The sequence below is a fragment of the Paenibacillus sp. KN14-4R genome, from assembly GCF_052180255.1.
Classification (GTDB): Bacteria; Bacillota; Bacilli; order Paenibacillales; family NBRC-103111; genus Paenibacillus_AM.
Window position 1 is genome coordinate 1,199,027 of the sequence record NZ_CP197466.1, and the last position, 19,229, is coordinate 1,218,255.

The window sequence follows — 19,229 nt, forward strand, 5'->3', positions numbered from 1 at the left end:
TCTAACAAGCAAAGGGATGAGAAACAGTGGCACAATCTAATGGGGAAGCAGTAAAGCTAGCATTTGATCGATATGAAGATGCAGTAAATTGGATTGTAGGTTTAGTACCGCATGGGATTAAACCCGGACTTAAACGCATGGAAATGTTCATGGAAAAGCTCGGTCATCCAGAGCGCAGACTTAAATTTATTCATGTTGCGGGGACGAATGGAAAAGGATCGACCTGTGCGTATTTGAGTGAAGTGCTGCACAGAGGCGGCTATGATGTGGGGACGTTTACGTCCCCTTACATCGAGAAATTCACGAACCGCATGAAATATAACGGTGCAGACATTGAAGAGCAGCAATTGCTTGATTTAGCGAATCGGTTGAAGCCGGCATTTGATGAAATTGCTGAATCTGAACTTGGATCACCTACCATGTTTGAAGTTTGCACGGCGATTTCCCTGCTTTATTTTGGAACAGTGACATTCCCGGATTATGTGGTCTGGGAGACAGGACTTGGCGGTCGTTTGGACTCAACCAATATTGTAACACCTGTTGTGTCGATCATTACGAACATTGGGCATGACCATATGGATGTGCTTGGTGATACGATTGAGGCGGTTGCAGCAGAGAAGGCTGGAATTATTAAGTCTGGCGTACCTGTTGTATGTACAGTCGAAGATCCGGCAGCACTTGAAGTAATTAAGCGTGTAGCCAAAGAACGTAAAGCAACACTATACACACTCCATGAGGAATTCCATTATGAAACGTTATCGAATGAAGAGAACAGTCAGAAGTTCCGCTTTGATGGGCCATTTAGAAAGCTGCCTGAACTTGAGATTTCGCTGAATGGACAGCATCAATTGAAGAATGCTTCAGCCGCGCTTATGACGCTCGAAGTACTTCGTCAGTATTATGCGCTAATGATTGAAGATGAGCAGCTGCAAGAAGCGCTGAAGCATACGCAATGGGCGGGGCGATTAGAGCTAGTGTCCAAAGAGCCGAAGCTTTTACTGGATGGTGCACACAATCCGGAAGGTGCTGCTGCGCTTGCTCAAGCGTTACAAAGTACTTATTCGTACAAAAAGCTTCATTTTATGATCGGAATGCTCTCGACGAAGTATCATACGGGCTATTTGAGTCATATACTACCAATAGTGGATACTTTGATCGTTACGGAAGCGAATTTTCATAAAAAAGAAGATGCGTCTAAACTCGCCGATAAGGTGTATCAGCAGTTAGCTGAGATGGGACGCACGGATGTTGAAGTAATCGTAGAAACAGATTGGAAGTCGGCATTAGAATTATTACAAAGCAAAACCAAACCAGAGGATTTAGGAGTCGTGTCAGGCACGCTATACCTGATCTCTGATGTACGCGCCTGGATTTTGCGTAAAGCCGATTCGGAAAAGGGATGGTGAGGAAGGCTTGAATATATCAGAACATGTACATTTTATCGGCATTGGTGGATATGGTATGAGTGCCATCGCCAAGGTGATGCTGGAAATGGGATACCAGGTATCTGGATCTGATTTGGCACAGCAGGAATTGACAGAGAAATTAAAAGCCAAAGGTGCGCATGTTTATATTGGACATGAGGCAGACAACGTTAAAGGTGCTGACCTTGTCGTGTATTCGACAGCTCTTTCGAAGGATAATGTGGAAATTAAGGAAGCAGAGAAATTAAGTATTCCAGTTATCCATCGTTCACAAATGCTTGCTAGATTGATGAACGCTCGAAAAGGAATTGCAGTTGCAGGTGCACACGGGAAGACGACGACTTCTTCCATGATTGCCCTTGTGATGGAAAACTGCGGTGAGGATCCAACCTATATTATTGGCGGAGAGATCATGAATGTTGGATCTAATGCTAAGGCGGGTAAAGGGGATTATGTAGTAGCAGAAGCGGATGAGAGTGATGGTACGTTCCTTCAATATCACCCGACTCTTGCACTTGTGAACAATATTGAAGCCGATCATTTGGAGAACTACAATGGCGACTTTGAAAACTTGAAAAAGGCATATGCACAGTTTTTGAGCCAAGTGCGTGAAGGCGGAAAAGCGATCATCTGTCTGGATGACCCCTATTTAAAACAAATGCAGCAAGACATTCGCAGCGAAGTGATTACGTATGGTATTCACGCGCAAGCGAATTATATCGCACAGAATATTCATTTAGGCGATCGTCAAGTATCTTTTGATGTTGTGCGAGAAGGTGAGCTGTTAGGTCAAATCGAGCTCTCTGTTCCAGGTAAGCACAATGTGTACAATGCACTTGCAACAGTTATTACTTGCTTAGAAGCAGGTATTTCCTTTGAAAAAATAGCGATTGCGATAAAAGAGTTCCGTGGTGCGAAGCGTAGATTCCAAGTGCTTGGTGAAGTAGATGATATTCTAGTTATTGATGACTATGCACATCATCCGACTGAAATTGAAGCGACAATTGCAGCGACCAAAGCTACTGGGAAGAATATTATAGTTGTGTTCCAACCACAGCGTTACACACGTACTTATTATTTGTTCGAACAGTTCTCACGTGCATTTACTGAGGCAAATGAGGTTATTATTTCTGATATATACTCCCCTGCCGGTGAGAAGCAGATTGAGGGTATCTCATCAGCTAAGCTCGTAGAATTGATTCGTCAGAATAGCAATCCGAATGTACAGCATATTCCAGATCGTGAGGATGTGCTGAACTACTTGGCTGGTCACGTGAAAAGCGGAGATTTGGTTATTACAATGGGTGCAGGAGACATCTGGAAAGTATCTCATGGTTTAGCTAAATTGCTGCAAGAACGTTCTAGTTTGTAATAAGAACCTCATATTTATAGTTGTAAAAAAGGGTCACAACCTGATCGGAAGTAAATCTTCCTGAAGGCTGTGGCCCTTTTGTTAGTCAACCATAATCAAAAAGTCGAGTCACTTGGAAAAGCGGCATAAATCTCTCCTCTTAATCATAGTCTAGTAACAAACACTCACAAACTATTAAATTGATTGTGTTAGGAGAGAGGATTATGGATAACGGTAAATTTACAATTCGGTTTGATCGTAATGGCAATCGGGTTGATAAATTAAATAAGGAACAAGCTGAACCTGTCATTATTCCACTTAAGGAAGATGAATACCGAGTTGAAACCCGGGTGGACATTCCAGTAGAGTCTCAAGTGAATGAGCGGTACAGAGACGATGTTGAATATTTAGATCCAACACTACTCAATCAATATACAACTGATTTTGGGCCATGGCAGAGTGCGTTTGAGACGGAGACTGAACGCGTTGAACGGATCATCAGAGAGTCACAGGAGCAGCGTAACGGCGTTAATGATTATTATGATGCAGAAAGAGCCCAGGATCCTTACACACAGCCTAGACGAATTCATTTCAGCAACCCACATCAGAATAACGAGCAAAGGCAAGAGTCAGAAATGTACGAAGACTGGGGTGTTGATCAATTTTGGAGCGAAGGTGATCCCGAGCTAAGTACAATCTACCGAAAACGCCCTCCTATGCAATGGTGGAAAGTGGCAGGTGCTGTTGCAGGTGCTGTTGTGACAGGAGCTGCATTTGGTTTTTTTATACTCACGATGCTTATGGGAGATGGCTCTAAACAAGAATCAAAGAGTGTGGAATCTATTTCTACACTCGGACAAGTAAGTACGATTACACCGAATCCGGGAACCCTATTGAAGCCAACCGAAGGGACAGCAGGTGAGAAAAGTACGGTAAAATCAGAAGATACCGGAGCGACGAAATCGGCAGCTTCATCAACAAATGAAAAAGTTACAGCTGTACCTGTTAAGATAGAAGCACGTTCATATGTTTTATTGCAGCATGGTATATTCTCAAGTGCAGCATCACTGAAATCGGATGTGGATAGCTTAAAGAGTAAAGGTATCTTACCGGCAACAGAAGAAGGCGACAAGTCAACTGTATTCGCAGGTATAGCAGCGTCCAAAGCGGAATCCCAGCGATTAACGAAAGTGTTTAAAGATAAGAAGATCGATGTATACGCTAAAATGATTGACCTCCCTGCGCTTACTCAAATGAAATGGACAGGGGCAAAGCCAGACCAAGTTGGAAACATGCTAAATACGGGAAGTAAGTTAATGGTTACGCTCTCCGGTATCATCATGCCGCATATTGAAGAGACACGTCTTACTACAATAGATGCTGCAACCATAAATGCGCTTAAAGCAGCGGAGCAGGCCTGGCTTACGTCAGCAGCGTCTCTTAAGGATGGCGACACCTCCTCCATGACTTATGTGCAAAATATGACCAAGTCGTTGACAGCAGCAATTGGTGCTTTAGAAGCCTATGTGACCAAGCCAGCAACAGCACAATTATGGCAAGCGCAATCCGCAATGATGCAATATGTGCTTGCGGAAAAAGCATTCCAACAAGTTATTAAACTCGTATAAACGAACAGGAAAACACCGACTAAAAGTAAAGGATGTGATCGGATGATTAATCCATACTTTCAAGTCGGTGTTTTTATTGTGTTTTATTTGATTTGGGATACGTAGCGATCTAACAATACAGCAATCTCTGCCCGATTCATGCTTCGATCGGGTTGAAATGTCGTCGGTGTGAATCCGTTAATAATGCCTGCGGTATGAAGCGCATAGATTGCAGGTGCACTCCATAGATCTCTCGGTACATCGGTGAATACGAACGCATCTGCTTGTTTTTGTTCCGTTTTTCCTTTGGATGTTTGCATTAATTTGTAAAATAAGTGGGCGACTTCACCACGCGTAATCGGAGCTTCTGGTCGCAAAGTGTTATCTGGATAACCACTAATTACGCCAAGTTGCACCCCTTTAATAATGGATGAATAAGCCCAGTGCTGATTAGATAAATCTGTAAATGTAGTTGACTGACTATCGCCACTTGATGGGAGCTTGTCAAACTCAAAGACACGGTCCATTAGCGATACAAACTCAGCTCGAGTTAAAGCACGATCCGGTTCAAACTTGTTCTGATACCCTTTAAGCAAGCCTTTATCGATCATTCGGAGTATCGGATCACGAGCCCAATGACCCATGATATCTGGATATTTTGTCTCTGGTGGCTTCGTTCCTTGGAAAGCTTCAATACCATTCACAATCCCAATCGCCATTTTGGTTTTCATAGCATCACTTTTAAGCATAGCTTCGTCTTCAGCGTTGCTTAAAAAGGCGGTCTCCACTAAAATGCTGGGAATTGTCCCCTTCCTTACGACATATACAGCACTTGGCACCAAACCTTGATTATTTAAACCGGTATTTTGTATGTATGCCTGCAGCATGTTTTCCGCAAATTTCTTTGATAAAGGCGAAAGAGCCTCCATCTCGGAAGAAGCTGGGTAATCTGCCTGTGGATAACGATTGTCGTAATATAAAACGAGTCCACCACGTGCATTTTCGTTGGAATGCGAATTTGCATGTACCGATACGAAGAGGTCAGCAGATTGACGATTTGTAAAATCGACTCGTTCTTGCAAGCTTAAATACTTGTCACTTTCTCGAGTCATGATAACCTCAATGCCACGTTTACGAAGTTCATCTCGAACTTTCAGAGCAATACTGAGGTTAACTGTTTTTTCTTGTAAACCCGTTACACCGATCGCTCCAGGGTCATTTCCACCATGTCCAGGATCGACCACAACTCGCAGAGCAGAAGCTGCACCTGGAAATGCGAGAGTGAAAATAGTAAAAAGAAGTAGAATTCGTGTTGCTTTTTTCATATTATGTATCTCCTCCCAGGCCTTATTCTACATTGAAAGCGCTCGAAGATGCACGTATAATTAGGCATGTAGATTTTGGGAGAGGACGGAAACTAGTAAATATATGAAAAAAAACTATTTTGTACTGATTCTATTTATTATGATTGGACTGGTAGTAGGAATCATTATTGGCGAGTTACTAGCCCCTGTTAAAGCACTTTCATTTTTGACGAAATCAGTAGGGTTCTCTTGGAAGCCTGAGGCTGATTTAAATGTCATCAAGTATAATGTGTCTCTTCAGGTTCAACTGAATCTATGTGCGGTTATAGGGCTCATCGGAGCGATATGGTTGTATCGAAAGCTTTAAGATTGCACATCCTGAAAGGCGAATTATTGGAAAATGAAAAGGAGGGATTTAGCGTGCATACGACTGATTCTGATCAAGTCATGCTTGTTCTTGCGTCGTCTTCACCACGCAGGCAAGAGCTTGTTCGGTCACTAGGGTTTCCTTATCGGATTGAAGTTAGCGATGCGGATGAACAAGTAGAGGCATCCTTATCACCTGCACAAATTGTGGAATCGCTTAGTTTACGTAAGGTAAAAGTTGTCTATGAACGATTGAAACAAGAAGGCCAAGCCGGGACCGTATTGTTCCAAGGTAAAACCATCCTAATTGGATCAGATACCATTGTTGTCAAAGATGGTGTTGTACTTGGTAAACCTGCAGATGAACAAGATGCTGCGCATATGCTGACTATGCTGCAGGATACAACCCATCAAGTGTATACAGGGATTGCTTGTGTTGATCTAGCCACTGGCGCAGAAATTGTTCGGCATCGTACTACTGATGTGCATATGAAGCCGCTTAGTCCAGCACAAATCGAACGTTATATTGCAACAGGAGAGCCGATGGATAAGGCAGGTTCATATGCGATTCAAGGCATTGGTGCGACTTTCGTAGATTCGATTAATGGTGACTATTTTAATGTCGTGGGGTTATCCGTTTCCTTACTGAGTGATATGCTGAGTGAATTCGGCGTTGATGTCTTGTAAATCCGTAATAATTCCAAAATATTACCATATGACTTCCCTGTGAAAATGTTATAATAGATGGGAATTAATGAAAATTCATACACCCATATTATGACGAAAGAAGGGAAATCATATTTTGCCTCATCTTGCACTACGAGATGTTCCTAGTGAAGAAAGACCACGTGAACGTATGCTGCGCTTTGGTGCAGAAGCACTTAGCAATACGGAACTTCTTGCTATTCTGCTGCGGACGGGTACAATGGCAGAATCCGCAATCGGACTTGCACAACGAGTGTTGGTAGAAGCGGGCAGCTTACGTTCATTGGTAGAAATGCGCAGGGAACAATTAACTCAGATTCGAGGCATCGGTGATGCCAAAGCCCTGCAAATACAGGCTGGCATCGAGCTTGGTCGCAGAATTGCCCGATCGACGATGAGTGATGCAATTACAATACGCTCACCCCATGACGCGGCTAATTTGCTTACCGAGGAACTTAGATATTTAACGAAAGAGCATTTCGTCTGTTTATTTCTAAACACGAAAAACCATGTGATTGGTCAGGAAACATTATCCATCGGATCCCTTAATGCCGCTATCGTACATCCGCGCGAAATTTTTCGGGCGGCAATTACACGAAGTGCAGCGTCAATTGTATGCGTACATAATCATCCGAGCGGTGACCCAACGCCTAGTAAAGAGGATATTGACATTACGAGACGATTGCTTGAAGCTGGTGGTATTATTGGGATTGAGGTGCTTGATCACATCATAATTGGAGATAAAGAATTCGTAAGTTTGAAGGAACAGGGGTTTATGTAATATAATGAGCATTATGTTTGAACTGAACACAGTGATGACAGTAAGGGAAAGGAGCTTCTACAAATGTTCGGTGGAAAAGATTATGGAATTGATTTAGGTACTGCAAATACCCTTGTTTATGAAAAAGGCAACGGTATTATTGTCCGCGAACCCTCAGTGGTTGCTCTGCGTACAGATACAAAAACAATTGAAGCGGTAGGTAACTCCGCGAGAAATATGATTGGTCGTACACCAGGGAATATCAGAGCGGTTCGTCCGATGAAAGACGGCGTTATTGCTGATTTTGAAACAACAGCTGTTATGATTCGTTACTTCTTGCGTCAAGCGCATAAACCAAGCATGTTCTTCGGGCGTCATCCGAATGTGATGATTTGCGTGCCGTCAGGTATTACTGCTGTTGAGAAACGTGCAGTGACAGACGCAGCCAAACAAGCTGGTGCACGTGAAGCACATACAATTGAGGAGCCGCTAGCAGCTGCAATTGGTGCAGATCTGCCGGTATGGGAGCCAACAGGTTCCATGGTTGTTGATATTGGTGGGGGTACAACTGAAGTTGCTGTTATCTCTCTTGGAAGTATTGTAACAAGCCGCTCGATTCGAGTAGCTGGGGATAACATGGACGATTCAGTTACACAGTTTATTAAGAAAACGTATAGCATGATGATTGGTGAACGTACGGCTGAAGCACTCAAGATTGAGATTGGTTCTGCCATGCAGCTTGACGAGCAAGAAAGCTTTGAAATTCGTGGTCGTGATCTTGTGTCGGGATTGCCGAAAACAATGCAGATCACTTCGGATGAAATTACAGAAGCTTTAGCTGATACTGTTACTGCTATTGTTGATTCAGTTAAAATGACACTTGAAAAATGCCCACCAGAACTTGCGGCAGATATTATGGATCGCGGTATTGTGTTAACAGGCGGTGGGGCGCTCCTACGTAATTTAGATAAATTGTTAACAAGAGAGACAGGCATGCCTGTTATTGTTGCAGATAATCCGCTTGATTGTGTTGCAATCGGAACGGGTCGTTCCCTTGATCACATGCATTTGTTCAAAGGGTCAGACTCCAGTGCAAGATACAAGAAAAAATAGCTCTAGCGCCATGTTGAGAAGGTGTTCATATTGTTTAGATTTATGGGGAATAAACGGCTAATTGTACTGATGTTCGCACTCATTTTCTTCTTTATTATGATGGGTCTGACGCTTGGTGGACGTGTTGGTATGACTTGGCCGGAAAAATTTATAAAAGACTCAATTTCTTGGACGCAAAGTATCGTCTACAAGCCCGCTGCTTATATAGCGGGTTTCTTTAAAGATGTTGGAAGTCTAGGTGTTATTTATGATGAGAACAAAACGCTTAAATTAACATTAACGCAATATGCTAGAGATACGCAGCGTCTGAATGATCTAGAAGCACAGAATGCACGTTTAAAAGAGCAGCTTCATTTTACAGAAAATCAGAAACAAGCAAATAACTATAAGTATCGCATTGCTGAAGTGACAGGTTCGAATTCTATTGATCCATACAACAATTCGATTACCATCAATATAGGTGAAAAAGATGGAATCAAACCGAATATGGCCGTTATGACGGTGGATGGATTAATCGGTCGCGTAAAAGAAACTCGACCTCTTTCTTCTACAGTTCAATTATTAATGGATATCAATGAGGCTGATAACTCGTCCAAGGCGATCTCCACAACTGTACAAGGGAAAGATAAGGATTCTTATGGTGTTATTGAAAGCTATGACAATGAGAAAGGTCTACTTATCATGACACGTGTAGATAAGGATGATCCGATTGCTGTTGGCGATACGGTTATTACATCAGGCCTAGGTCAAGTGTTCCCAAGTGGGATTCCGGTTGGAACCGTTGTTTCACGTGATGTTGGAGACTTTGGAATCACCCATAAAGTCATGGTTAAGCCCTTCGTGTCATTCCGCAAAATTCGCGAAGTGTTCGTCGTTGAAGTGCCAGGGCAGGGGTGAGTGATGAGAGGGTTAAGAAGACATTATCCGTGGTTATTGATGTTGTTGTTATTTATCGTGCAAGGAACGCTGATGCCTTGGCTTTTGCCTGAATCCTGGCAGTCCAATGTACATGTCTCACCTAACTTTGTGCTTGTCGTCATTCTTTATTTTGGACTCTATGTTGGCAGGCACCAAGCTTTACTATATGGCGTTATTTTTGGATTATTCCAAGATTTCATTTATTATGGGCATATGATAGGCGTTTTTTCGTTTGCAATGGGTTTAACAGGCTACATCATTGGGCTTATGCAAGTGTTCAGACCTCATTTTGTATTGTACACCATCGTGTTAATTGGAATAGGGGATGCAATCTGCGAGGCGATGGTAGGTAGTCTTTACCTGCTATTTGATGTGACGAAAATACCTTTTGTACATGCTATGACTCATTTTGTTTTACCAAGTGCATTATTCAATATGCTGTTCGCACTTGCGATTTATATTCCGATGCGCAAGTGGATCGATTCGATGCATTTGGTGAAAAAAGACGGAGAAGCTTTATAACGAGGAAGGAAATACTTGCCCACAAGCCGAATTGTAAGCATTAGGAGGCTGAATGGGATGACTGCAGAGAGAAAACAACATGTAACCTTAAAGGGAACCAAAGAAGGTTTAGTTTTTCGTTTCGAGGATACTTGTGAGTTTGAAGAGTTATTAAGTAGTTTACGCCACATGTTAGAAGAATCGCATGTTCAGATATTATCTGGGCCAATTGTCCATGTGTACATGAAGCTTGGTAAACGTAGTATTACGGAAGATCAAGAAGAGCAAATTCGGGATATCCTTCGAACCAAAGGTAATCTATTGATTCAATCCATTGAATCAGATGGACTTAAAGATAATTATTCGCAGCAAGGAAAGTTAAACCCAATCAAAGGAATTGTCCGTTCTGGACAAATCTTAGAGCATAGTGGGGATTTGCTGTTTCTTGGTGATGTGAATCCAGGAGGTTCGATTATTTGCACGGGATCCATCTATATTTTGGGTGCGCTCAGAGGGATGGCTCACGCTGGTTGTGAGGGAGAGGAAACAGCTATTATCGCTGCATCCTACATGAGACCAACACAATTACGAATTGCAGGTATTGTATCACGTTCACCAGATGAGTGGGGTATAGAAGAGGCTCATATGGAATTTGCATATATTCAAGAAGGCGTGATGCAGATTAATAAACTTAATCATTTGCATCACATCTTACCGTAATGAAAAAGCCGTTGTTTCAATATCAAGGAGAGTGAACGTTCATGGGAGAAGCTATTGTTGTTACTTCAGGTAAAGGCGGAGTCGGCAAAACGACGACTTCGGCTAATCTGGGCTCCGCTCTTGCTTTATTAGGCAAAAAAGTTTGTATGGTTGACACGGACATTGGACTAAGAAATTTGGACGTTGTCATGGGACTAGAGAATCGTATTATTTATGATATTGTCGATGTCGCTGAAGGACGCTGCAGATTACAGCAGGCGCTGGTTCGTGATAAGCGCTTCACCGAATTATACTTATTGCCAGCTGCACAAACCAAAGATAAAGATGATATTACGCCTGAATCTATAAAGAAGATTGTCGATTCTCTTAAAGAAGAATTTGATTATATTATTATTGATTGTCCGGCAGGCATTGAGCATGGATTTCGCAATGCGATTGCAGGTGCGGATCAAGCAGTCGTTGTCACAACACCTGAGCTTACAGCCACGCGTGATGCGGATCGTGTCATTGGATTACTTGATAAATCAGGTATTAAATCACCTAAGCTGGTCATTAATCGCATTCGCCCGAATATGATGAAAAAAGGCGAAATGTTGGATATTGATGAAATTTGCTCTATACTTGCGATTGATTTGCTTGGCATCGTACCGGATGATGAACATGTCATTAAAGCAGCGAATACCGGAGAACCTACGGTGATGAGCGATACGTCACGAGCGTCGATCGCTTATCGGAACATTGCTCGCCGCATTTTGGGTGATTCGGTTCCACTTGCCCCGCTTGAATATAAGCAAGGGGTATTCACAAAAATGAAAAAGATGCTCGGGATAGGATGAGGACTTGAATTGCTGAAGAAACTCAAACAATTTGATTTTATCATCGTCTTTATTCTGGTTTGTTTTATGATTATTTCTACGATGGTCGTATATAGCGCTACATTTAATGACCCGAAAATTTCGGTCTCTTTTGGGAAAAGTTTTGGAATCTATGGTGTCTGTCTTTTGGCATTTATCCTTACAGCGTTGTTTGATTATCGTGTTCTAATGAAATATTGGCCCTATTTATACGGTATTGGTATTGCATTGCTGATTGCCATCTTCTTATTTGGTACTGAGCAGAATGGGGCAAAGGGCTGGTTCAAGATTACAAGTAATCTAAGTTTTCAGCCTGCGGAGTTTATGAAGCTGATCTTGATCTTGGTCATCGGTGCTTGGCTTGCTAAGCGTAGAGGAGAACGATTAGAATTCGTACGAGATGTACTGCCAATTGGGGTACTCGTCTTTGTTCCTTTTCTTATGGTAATGGTTATGCCGGATATGGGAAATGCGATGATCTATGTCATTATCCTGTTTGGTATGTATTGGATTGGCAACATTCGATATTTGCATGCGTTTATCGGTGTGGCTATAATTGTGGGTACTGGTCTACTTTCCTATTACTTGTACAATACGTATCATGAGTCTATTACGACATTTCTAGTTGATAATCATTTTGGTCACTGGGTGAAGCGGATTGATGGTTTCTTATACTCTGAAAATGTAGATAAGGATTGGATCCTTCAGCAGCGCAGAGCTCTGGTCGCGATTGGATCTGGTGGTCTTGCAGGCCAAGGCTTTATGCAAGGGCAGGCTACCCATAGCGGCGGTATCATTTATGGCTACTCGGATACAATCTTCGCGGTTATTGGGGAAGAGTTCGGATTCCGTGGTGGTGCTATACTGCTATTAATGTACTTTGTACTTATTTACCGCATGATTCTAATTTCGATTCGAAGTATCCACCTGAGTGGTTCTTACATCATTATTGGAATTGTCTCCATGTTCGTTCTCCAGATCTTCCAGAATATCGGGATGTTGATCGGAGTTATGCCGTTAACAGGGATTACACTTCCCTTTATTTCTTACGGCGGAACTTCATTGTTTATTAACATGATTTCAATGGGTCTTGTAATGAGTGTGAAACTGCACCAAGACAAGTACTTTGACTTTGAAAATGATTGATACGCTTTTTAAGAGCTCAGCTGCGGCTGGGCTCTTTTTGTTGATGAATCCGATCGAAGAGGGTCTATTTGGCCATGTCTATTCATAAAGTAGAGTAATCAACTTTCATGAAGTACAAGCTTTGTGAAGAAGGAGGCAAGCAGGTGCAAATCAAAAATAATGTTCGCCAACGTCGGTTGGAAAGAATAAAGTTATTGCAAGAAAATGGTAATCAAGTCGAGCGAGTTGATCATGATCAACTCCGATTACCTAAGCCACAGGGACTTCAACAACCGTCTGTATTGCCCTCGTTCCTACCAGATGACTCGGAGAGAAACTATGATCCAAGAATGAATGACCCTGAATTTGTATGGAGACAAAAATATAAATTGGACCATGAAGATCATGGAGAACCTCCATTAACCATATGGCGAGGTTTTCGAACGAAGGCGTGGGTTGCGCTGCTGCTTTTTATTCTGATTTGGGCTCTGTTTCAATTGAAACATCCACTCGCTCAAAAGGGACAATCTTACATCGCAACATTACTTGTACAGCCCATTTCCTATGAAGCAATTTCGACTTGGTATCATCGAACTTTTGGTGATTCTCCTTCCTTTATCCCTGTCTTTAATAGCAAAGGAAAAGACGATGCTATAAAAGCGAGCCTAGGTAATAAACGTAATTATTTCGCTCCGCTGCAAGGTAAAGTCACGGTTCCATATACACAATCAAATGGAGGCATCTTGTTATCTGCTCGTACGGGCACTCCTGTATTCGCGATGGACGATGGTCAAGTAATCCGTGCAGGTGAGAGTGAAACGACAGGATATACAATCGTCATTCAGCACCCTGAAGGGGTACAGTCTGTTTATGGTTGGATGGATGGGGCGAAGCTCCAAGTGAATGATTGGATTAAAGCAGGTGAGACAATTGGTTATGCAGCAAAAGATGAAATCAAGGGAACAGGTACTCTTTACTTTGCTATCAAAAAGGACAAGATGAGCGTGGATCCGGTGGATGTGATTTCGTTTGATTAAATGCTTTGGAATAACCTTTAGTATTCATCCCCTATTTACGATTATGTTGCTGCTATCTATTATAACCGGATATTTTATGGAGGCACTGACGCTGTTTGGTATTGTCCTGATCCATGAGATGGGTCATGTGGCAGCGATCCGCGGGTTCGGTTGGCGGTTAAAAATTGTAAGGCTGCTTCCTTTTGGTGGTGTTGCGGAAGTTGAGGAATTAGGTAATGTGCCAGCTTGGGAAGAGCTTATTGTTGCAATTGCAGGACCGCTACAACATATTTGGATGATCGGTCTAGCTCTGTTGATGAAAGCATGCGGTGTGTTTGATCCTGTATGGTGGGATTATTTTATTCAAGCCAATCTGATGCTTGGCTTATTTAATTTACTCCCAATCTTGCCGCTAGATGGCGGGAAAGTGATGCAATGCGCCGTTAGCTATCTTCTGCCCTATCATCGTACGATTCGTGTAAGCATTATGCTCTCTCTAATCCTTAGTTTGATTGTCGTTGGTGTGGCCATACATGAGATCGCTTTGGGGCGTATTCAGCTTAGTATTGCGGTGGTTGGGGTGTTTCTCCTCGTCTCGAATTGGTATGCATGGCGGCAGGTGCCTTTTCATTTTCTACGGTTTCTGGCGGTTCGAGGGGAGCGCGGGAGCATCCTCATTCATTCGGGGACACTTGCACAGCCGATTGTCGTCACCAAGCATCGTACAATTGAACAAATCCTCAAATTGCTTAAGCGTGAGCGCTATCACTTGGTTTACGTTGTGAATGAATATGGAAAAATTCAAGGCGTCTTACCTGAGCAGCGGCTGTTGTATGCTTTTTTTTATGAAAAAAAACAGGGGAGTGCAGTTTCAGAGCTTTTCATGTAAAATATCACTTGGGGTGAGGGCATGAGGCAAGTTATTGTGCATTGCAAACCTGAGTTAACACAGGCAGCTGTTATTGAAGATGGGCGACTTGTGGAATATGACGTACAGCACCTGCTGGATAAGCAGCGGGCAGGCTCCATTTATTTAGGGCGTGTCGTGAATGTGCTGCCAGGGATGCAGGCTGCTTTTATTGATATTGGTCTTGAAAAGAATGCATTTTTATACATAGATGATTTACTTCCCGTACATTTGGAAAAACAACCGCTTTCTAAGCCATTAATTAACGATTTAATTTCGGTTGGGCAAGAGTTGATGGTACAAGTAGTAAAAGATCCTGAAGGGTCTAAAGGGGCAAGAATAACGACACATTTCTCCATACCAGGTAAATGGATCGTGTACATGCCCTATGCAGACTATGTAGCAGCTTCACGCAAAATTGACTCTGATGCGGAGAAGCTGAGATTAAAGACGATTATGGAAAATTTGAAGCACGGTGAAGAAGGCATCATTGTGCGCACGGTAGCATCCGGACAAAGTGAAGATGCACTGCAGCGGGACTTAACCGAACTACGTGAGCTGTGGAAAAGTGTGGAAAAGAAAAGCGTGGAAAGCCAAGCACCTGCCCAGCTATACCAAGATTTAGATCTTCTGCCGAAATTGGCTCGTGATGTAATTAATCATGAGGTAGGTGAAGTGTGGATTGACCGCAGTGAGGTTTGTGAGGAGATGCAGCAGCTTCTGAATCGCCAACTGACACATGCAGGAACAGGCATAATGCCAACTGTTAAGCTTTATGAGGACCCTATGTCGATTTTCGATAAATTTGGTGTTACAGATGAGTTAGGCCGTGCCTTTCGTCGGAAAGTATGGCTACCAAGCGGTGGATATTTAGTTATTGATCCAACAGAAGCCTTGACTGTAATTGACGTGAATACAGGCAAATATGTTGGTTCTACGCATTTAGAGGAAACCGTGTTCCAGACAAACTTAGAGGCGGCTAGTGAAATCGCAAGGCTGCTGCGGCTTCGTAATATCCGTGGAATGATCGTTATCGATTTTATTGATATGACGCAGGAAGCGAATCGTGCCAAAATCATGGAAACACTTGTACAAGCGGCTCGTAAAGATCGTTCCAAGACGATTGTTGTCGGCTGGACAAAACTTGGTTTGTTAGAAATGACACGAAAACGTAAATAGGCGTTGCTTTCGCCTTGTAATTATGATAAAGTATTTCAAGTGTGTTGCTAACACATGCTGTAACCGCACGAATCGGGTATTCAAGTATGACGTTACGTCATTTATGACTGTAAGGGTCATCACCTAGACGTAGGCGAGTCTGAGACATGAGGGAGGTGCAACAAAATGTACGCAATTATTGAAACTGGTGGTAAACAATACAAAGTTCAAGAGGGCGATGTATTATTTATCGAAAAAATGACTGCAGGCGAGGGCGAAGTAGTAACTTTTGACCGCGTATTGGCAGTATCCAAAGAAGACGGTTTAGTAGTAGGTTCTCCGGTTGTTTCCGGTGCTTCCGTTTCTGCGAAAGTAGAAAAGCACGGTAAAGACAAGAAAATCATCGTTTTTAAATTCAAAGCGAAGAAAAACTACCGTCGTAAGCAAGGTCACCGTCAACCATACACGAAAGTTGTGATTGAAAAAATCCAAGCGTAAGAGGCCACTATGATACGAGTTACCATAAGGCGTAAAGACGTGAAAGATTCAGCTATTACTTCTTTTAAGGTTGAAGGACATGCTAATTATGACGAACACGGCAAAGACATTGTCTGCGCAGCTGTTTCTGCAATTACTGTCGGAACAGTTAATTCTATCGAAGCACTTACTCGTGTGACGCCGAAGACGAAAGTTAAAAGCGGACTGCTGCAAGTGGAAATTCCGCAAGGAATCGATTCACAAGTTGCTGAACGAGTATCGTTGTTGCTAGATAGTATGGTCGTCATGCTTAATTCGATCGAAGAAACGTACAGTGAGCATATAAATGTACAAACATCTTATTCAAAAGGAGGTTGACATCTATGTTGAGATTAGATCTTCAGTTATTCGCATCCAAAAAAGGTGTGGGTTCCACAAAGAACGGACGTGATTCCCACTCCAAACGTCTTGGTGTAAAACGTGCTGATGGTCAAGGTGTTACAGCTGGAAGCATTATCGTTCGCCAACGCGGTACGAAAATTCACCCAGGTAACAACGTTGGCATCGGTAAAGACGACACGTTGTTCGCACTAATTCCTGGCGTTGTGAAATTCGAACGTATGGGACGCGACCGTAAGAAAGCGAGCGTTTATGCATTCGAGACAGCTGCTGTCGAAGCATAAGGTTAGCATAAAAGCCCTGGCGACACGTTCGTCAGGGCTTTTTTTCTCTAGAATTTGAAGCTTGAACTGTCCTTTAAAGATAGTGGTGAACTTTTCCAAGTTAAATGATATACTGACTTAGCAAAGTTCCAAAGGATCGGGGAGAAGTGGATGAAACGCTGGAGAAGCGCAACGATCGGGTATATACTAGCCATATTAGTTGGTCTTGCGGGCATTGTGATACCTTGGCATATTGGTGTCAGGTTGGGGCTTGCAGGCGTGGCAATTATGCTCGTGATATTGGCACTTAGAGCAGATCGCAACGAGGTTCGAAGACGGTGTCAGCTGGAAACGGCAGAATCAACTCTTCATCATGATGTGGAGTTGCTGCGTGTCATTAATCGATTCAGACATGATTGGATGAATCATTTTCAAATTTTATTCGGGTATATTCAACTAAAAAAAGTTGATAATTTACAGGATACAATGGAGAAAATAAAAGGTAAGATGCTGCAGGACAGTTTCTTGTCCAAGCTAGGTATTCCATCGCTTATCGTTTATTTACTCAAGGCAAGGATGGATAGCAGCAAGATGGAGCTTGAAATCGATATCGTGCAGGAAGTCGATTTATCCCAGTTGCCGATTAAAGCTGAGACGATCACTGCGTTGACACGTACAGTCGTGACTTTGTTTCAAGTGTATGCACAGCTTGCTGAGGAAAACCCGAATGTATTGTCGGTACAATACTGCCAAGAAGGCGATGCGCTGTTGTGTGATTTTGTATACCAAGGAGCGTATGAACGGGATCAACTGGAGCGGGGCTTGGAGAAGGAATTGGTTTGCAGAACAGAGGAGCTAGCCGCAGACGAGATGACGTTTGGCGAGCAAGAAGCGGTAGTTACAATACGTATCCCGTTTCAGACCGGATGAGGTGAAAGGTAATGTTTGTAGATAAAGCGAAGATTTATGTAAAAGGTGGCGACGGTGGCGACGGTTTAGTTGCGTTTCGTCGTGAAAAATATGTACCAGAGGGTGGTCCTGCTGGTGGTGATGGTGGCCGTGGCGGAAGTGTTATTTTCCGAGTAGAAGAAGGTTTAAGAACACTCGTCGATTTCCGCTACCAAAAGCACTTTAAAGCGGACCGTGGTGAAAAAGGGCGCAATAAAAGTCAGCATGGTGCAAATTCGGAGCATATGATTGTGAAAGTACCACCGGGTACGATTGTAATCGATGATGACACGAATGAAGTGCTTGCCGATTTAACGCGTCATGGTCAAGAGGTTGTGATTGCCAAGGGTGGTCGCGGCGGCCGTGGGAATACACGATTTGCAACACCGAATAATCCAGCACCTGAAATTGCTGAAAAAGGTGAAGAAGGCGTTGAGCGTTGGGTTGTGCTCGAGCTTAAAGTGATGGCGGACATCGGTCTTGTTGGGTTCCCGAGTGTAGGGAAATCCACACTCTTATCTGTCGTTTCTGCGGCTAGACCGAAGATTGGTGCCTACCATTTTACAACGATTACTCCGAACTTAGGTGTTGTAGATGTGGGGGATGGTCGCTCATTCGTTATGGCAGATTTGCCTGGACTTATTGAAGGGGCCAGCGAAGGTGTAGGTCTGGGTCATGACTTCCTACGTCACGTAGAGCGTACGCGCGCGATTATTCACGTTATTGATATGTCAGCTTCTGAGGGTCGTGATCCTTATCAGGATTGGCTTACAATCAACGAAGAGATGAAGCAATACAATGCGAAGTTAGAGGAACGTCCACAGCTCATTGTAGCGAATAAGATGGATATTCCAGAGTCAGAAGAGCAGCTTGCAATTTTCAAACAAAAGTTAGCAGAGTCTGGTAAAGAATATTCGATATTCCCGGTTTCTGCGGTAACCAAAGATGGCGTGCAAGAGCTTCTGTATAAGGCTGCAGATCTGCTTGCAAACATTCCAGATATGCCGCTTCTGGAAGATATCGCTGAGGTAGAAGAGCGTAAAGTATACCGCCTTGCTCCGAAAGAAGATCAATCGTTCACGATTAGTCGAGATAATGATGTATTCGTTGTTGAAGGGGCTGCAATTGAGCGTTTATTCAAACGGACAAATTTCTCCACACAAGAATCGGTTCTGCGCTTTGCGCGTATTCTTCGTAAAATGGGTATCGACCAAGCATTGCGTGATCGTGGTGTAGAAGAAGGTGCAGTTATCCGCATTTGTGACGTAGAGTTTGAGTTTGTGGAACATCAATAACATGCAAATATAAATAAG

The 19,229-nt window shown here is 43.0% G+C and carries 21 protein-coding genes and 1 other annotated feature; of the genes, 20 read left to right on the forward strand and 1 reads right to left on the reverse strand.

Annotated elements, in window-relative coordinates; translation table 11 throughout:
- The first annotated feature begins 26 nt into the window (after nt 1-26).
- The 3 genes from ACSBOP_RS05690 (at nt 27) to ACSBOP_RS05700 (ending at nt 4,403) form a co-directional block, all read left to right on the forward strand.
- On the forward strand, nt 27-1,406 hold the full coding sequence (locus ACSBOP_RS05690; RefSeq protein ID WP_442603469.1) for a bifunctional folylpolyglutamate synthase/dihydrofolate synthase: 1,380 nt from the start codon (nt 27-29) through the stop codon (nt 1,404-1,406).
- A 7-nt stretch (nt 1,407-1,413) separates the two neighbouring features.
- A complete protein-coding gene (murC, locus tag ACSBOP_RS05695) occupies nt 1,414-2,796 on the forward strand; it encodes a UDP-N-acetylmuramate--L-alanine ligase (protein WP_442603470.1) in 1,383 nt (460 codons plus the stop codon).
- A 203-nt stretch (nt 2,797-2,999) separates the two neighbouring features.
- Entirely contained in the window at nt 3,000-4,403 is a 1,404-nt protein-coding gene (locus ACSBOP_RS05700; RefSeq protein ID WP_442603471.1) for a hypothetical protein, read from the forward strand.
- A gap of 83 nt (nt 4,404-4,486) precedes the next feature.
- On the opposite strand, the gene ACSBOP_RS05705 is transcribed toward ACSBOP_RS05700, so the two are convergent.
- The gene (locus ACSBOP_RS05705) at nt 4,487-5,707 is read right to left on the reverse strand and encodes an N-acetylmuramoyl-L-alanine amidase (RefSeq protein ID WP_442603472.1); all 1,221 of its coding nucleotides are present in this window, start codon (nt 5,705-5,707) and stop codon (nt 4,487-4,489) included.
- Nucleotides 5,708-5,810: 103 nt separating this feature from the next.
- Here ACSBOP_RS05705 and ACSBOP_RS05710 point away from each other — a divergent pair, with 103 nt between their 5' ends.
- From ACSBOP_RS05710 to obgE, 17 genes are all read left to right on the forward strand, one after another.
- Nucleotides 5,811-6,053 carry a DUF4321 domain-containing protein gene (locus ACSBOP_RS05710; RefSeq protein WP_442603473.1) on the forward strand — a complete coding sequence of 81 codons (243 nt, stop codon included), beginning with the start codon at nt 5,811-5,813 and terminating at the stop codon, nt 6,051-6,053.
- 80 nt (nt 6,054-6,133) lie between these two features.
- Nucleotides 6,134-6,739, forward strand: a complete 606-nt coding sequence (locus tag ACSBOP_RS05715) for a Maf family protein (RefSeq protein ID WP_442604392.1) — start codon at nt 6,134-6,136, stop codon at nt 6,737-6,739.
- A 115-nt stretch (nt 6,740-6,854) separates the two neighbouring features.
- Nucleotides 6,855-7,538, forward strand: coding sequence for a RadC family protein (gene radC, locus ACSBOP_RS05720; RefSeq protein ID WP_442603474.1), 684 nt, complete (start codon nt 6,855-6,857; stop codon nt 7,536-7,538).
- Nucleotides 7,539-7,601: 63 nt separating this feature from the next.
- Nucleotides 7,602-8,630, forward strand: coding sequence for a rod shape-determining protein (locus ACSBOP_RS05725; RefSeq protein ID WP_442603475.1), 1,029 nt, complete (start codon nt 7,602-7,604; stop codon nt 8,628-8,630).
- Between the two features lie 30 nt (nt 8,631-8,660).
- Nucleotides 8,661-9,527, forward strand: a complete 867-nt coding sequence (gene mreC, locus ACSBOP_RS05730; RefSeq protein ID WP_442603476.1) for a rod shape-determining protein MreC — start codon at nt 8,661-8,663, stop codon at nt 9,525-9,527.
- 3 nt (nt 9,528-9,530) lie between these two features.
- Nucleotides 9,531-10,070, forward strand: a complete 540-nt coding sequence (mreD, locus tag ACSBOP_RS05735; protein WP_442603477.1) for a rod shape-determining protein MreD — start codon at nt 9,531-9,533, stop codon at nt 10,068-10,070.
- Nucleotides 10,071-10,127: 57 nt separating this feature from the next.
- Nucleotides 10,128-10,769 carry a septum site-determining protein MinC gene (minC, locus tag ACSBOP_RS05740; RefSeq protein WP_442603478.1) on the forward strand — a complete coding sequence of 214 codons (642 nt, stop codon included), beginning with the start codon at nt 10,128-10,130 and terminating at the stop codon, nt 10,767-10,769.
- Between the two features lie 41 nt (nt 10,770-10,810).
- On the forward strand, nt 10,811-11,605 hold the full coding sequence (gene minD, locus ACSBOP_RS05745; RefSeq protein ID WP_442603479.1) for a septum site-determining protein MinD: 795 nt from the start codon (nt 10,811-10,813) through the stop codon (nt 11,603-11,605).
- A 9-nt stretch (nt 11,606-11,614) separates the two neighbouring features.
- The gene (locus ACSBOP_RS05750) at nt 11,615-12,769 is read left to right on the forward strand and encodes an FtsW/RodA/SpoVE family cell cycle protein (protein WP_442603480.1); all 1,155 of its coding nucleotides are present in this window, start codon (nt 11,615-11,617) and stop codon (nt 12,767-12,769) included.
- A 143-nt stretch (nt 12,770-12,912) separates the two neighbouring features.
- Nucleotides 12,913-13,785 carry a peptidoglycan DD-metalloendopeptidase family protein gene (locus ACSBOP_RS05755; protein WP_442603481.1) on the forward strand — a complete coding sequence of 291 codons (873 nt, stop codon included), beginning with the start codon at nt 12,913-12,915 and terminating at the stop codon, nt 13,783-13,785.
- Nucleotides 13,778-14,653 (forward strand): site-2 protease family protein, encoded by an 876-nt coding sequence (locus tag ACSBOP_RS05760; RefSeq protein ID WP_442603482.1) that lies wholly within the window; start codon nt 13,778-13,780, stop codon nt 14,651-14,653. The genes ACSBOP_RS05755 and ACSBOP_RS05760 overlap by 8 nt, the downstream gene beginning before the upstream one ends.
- 21 nt (nt 14,654-14,674) lie before the next feature.
- On the forward strand, nt 14,675-15,850 hold the full coding sequence (locus tag ACSBOP_RS05765; protein WP_442603483.1) for an Rne/Rng family ribonuclease: 1,176 nt from the start codon (nt 14,675-14,677) through the stop codon (nt 15,848-15,850).
- A 51-nt stretch (nt 15,851-15,901) separates the two neighbouring features.
- Nucleotides 15,902-16,001, forward strand: a sequence feature (ribosomal protein L21 leader region).
- A 14-nt stretch (nt 16,002-16,015) separates the two neighbouring features.
- On the forward strand, nt 16,016-16,327 hold the full coding sequence (rplU, locus tag ACSBOP_RS05770) for a 50S ribosomal protein L21 (RefSeq protein ID WP_442603484.1): 312 nt from the start codon (nt 16,016-16,018) through the stop codon (nt 16,325-16,327).
- A gap of 9 nt (nt 16,328-16,336) precedes the next feature.
- Nucleotides 16,337-16,684 carry a ribosomal-processing cysteine protease Prp gene (locus tag ACSBOP_RS05775; protein ID WP_442603485.1) on the forward strand — a complete coding sequence of 116 codons (348 nt, stop codon included), beginning with the start codon at nt 16,337-16,339 and terminating at the stop codon, nt 16,682-16,684.
- 5 nt (nt 16,685-16,689) lie between these two features.
- A complete protein-coding gene (rpmA, locus tag ACSBOP_RS05780) occupies nt 16,690-16,989 on the forward strand; it encodes a 50S ribosomal protein L27 (protein ID WP_442603486.1) in 300 nt (99 codons plus the stop codon).
- Between the two features lie 150 nt (nt 16,990-17,139).
- Complete coding sequence (locus tag ACSBOP_RS05785; RefSeq protein ID WP_442603487.1) at nt 17,140-17,898, forward strand: Spo0B domain-containing protein; 759 nt, start codon at nt 17,140-17,142, stop codon at nt 17,896-17,898.
- A gap of 11 nt (nt 17,899-17,909) precedes the next feature.
- Entirely contained in the window at nt 17,910-19,211 is a 1,302-nt protein-coding gene (obgE, locus tag ACSBOP_RS05790; protein ID WP_442603488.1) for a GTPase ObgE, read from the forward strand.
- Nucleotides 19,212-19,229 lie beyond the last annotated feature (18 nt).

What these genes read in the sequence shown, in the direction of transcription:
- ACSBOP_RS05705 (WP_442603472.1), bottom strand. Translation starts at nt 5,707, where the DNA reads ATGAAAAAAGCAACACGAATTCTACTTCTTTTTACTATTTTCACTCTC.
- ACSBOP_RS05700 (WP_442603471.1), top strand. Translation starts at nt 3,000, where the DNA reads ATGGATAACGGTAAATTTACAATTCGGTTTGATCGTAATGGCAATCGG.
- ACSBOP_RS05715 (WP_442604392.1), top strand. Translation starts at nt 6,134, where the DNA reads ATGCTTGTTCTTGCGTCGTCTTCACCACGCAGGCAAGAGCTTGTTCGG.
- rpmA (WP_442603486.1), top strand. Translation starts at nt 16,690, where the DNA reads ATGTTGAGATTAGATCTTCAGTTATTCGCATCCAAAAAAGGTGTGGGT.
- minD (WP_442603479.1), top strand. Translation starts at nt 10,811, where the DNA reads ATGGGAGAAGCTATTGTTGTTACTTCAGGTAAAGGCGGAGTCGGCAAA.
- ACSBOP_RS05785 (WP_442603487.1), top strand. Translation starts at nt 17,140, where the DNA reads ATGAAACGCTGGAGAAGCGCAACGATCGGGTATATACTAGCCATATTA.
- ACSBOP_RS05725 (WP_442603475.1), top strand. Translation starts at nt 7,602, where the DNA reads ATGTTCGGTGGAAAAGATTATGGAATTGATTTAGGTACTGCAAATACC.
- ACSBOP_RS05775 (WP_442603485.1), top strand. Translation starts at nt 16,337, where the DNA reads ATGATACGAGTTACCATAAGGCGTAAAGACGTGAAAGATTCAGCTATT.
- ACSBOP_RS05765 (WP_442603483.1), top strand. Translation starts at nt 14,675, where the DNA reads ATGAGGCAAGTTATTGTGCATTGCAAACCTGAGTTAACACAGGCAGCT.
- rplU (WP_442603484.1), top strand. Translation starts at nt 16,016, where the DNA reads ATGTACGCAATTATTGAAACTGGTGGTAAACAATACAAAGTTCAAGAG.
- mreD (WP_442603477.1), top strand. Translation starts at nt 9,531, where the DNA reads ATGAGAGGGTTAAGAAGACATTATCCGTGGTTATTGATGTTGTTGTTA.
- obgE (WP_442603488.1), top strand. Translation starts at nt 17,910, where the DNA reads ATGTTTGTAGATAAAGCGAAGATTTATGTAAAAGGTGGCGACGGTGGC.
- ACSBOP_RS05710 (WP_442603473.1), top strand. Translation starts at nt 5,811, where the DNA reads ATGAAAAAAAACTATTTTGTACTGATTCTATTTATTATGATTGGACTG.
- minC (WP_442603478.1), top strand. Translation starts at nt 10,128, where the DNA reads ATGACTGCAGAGAGAAAACAACATGTAACCTTAAAGGGAACCAAAGAA.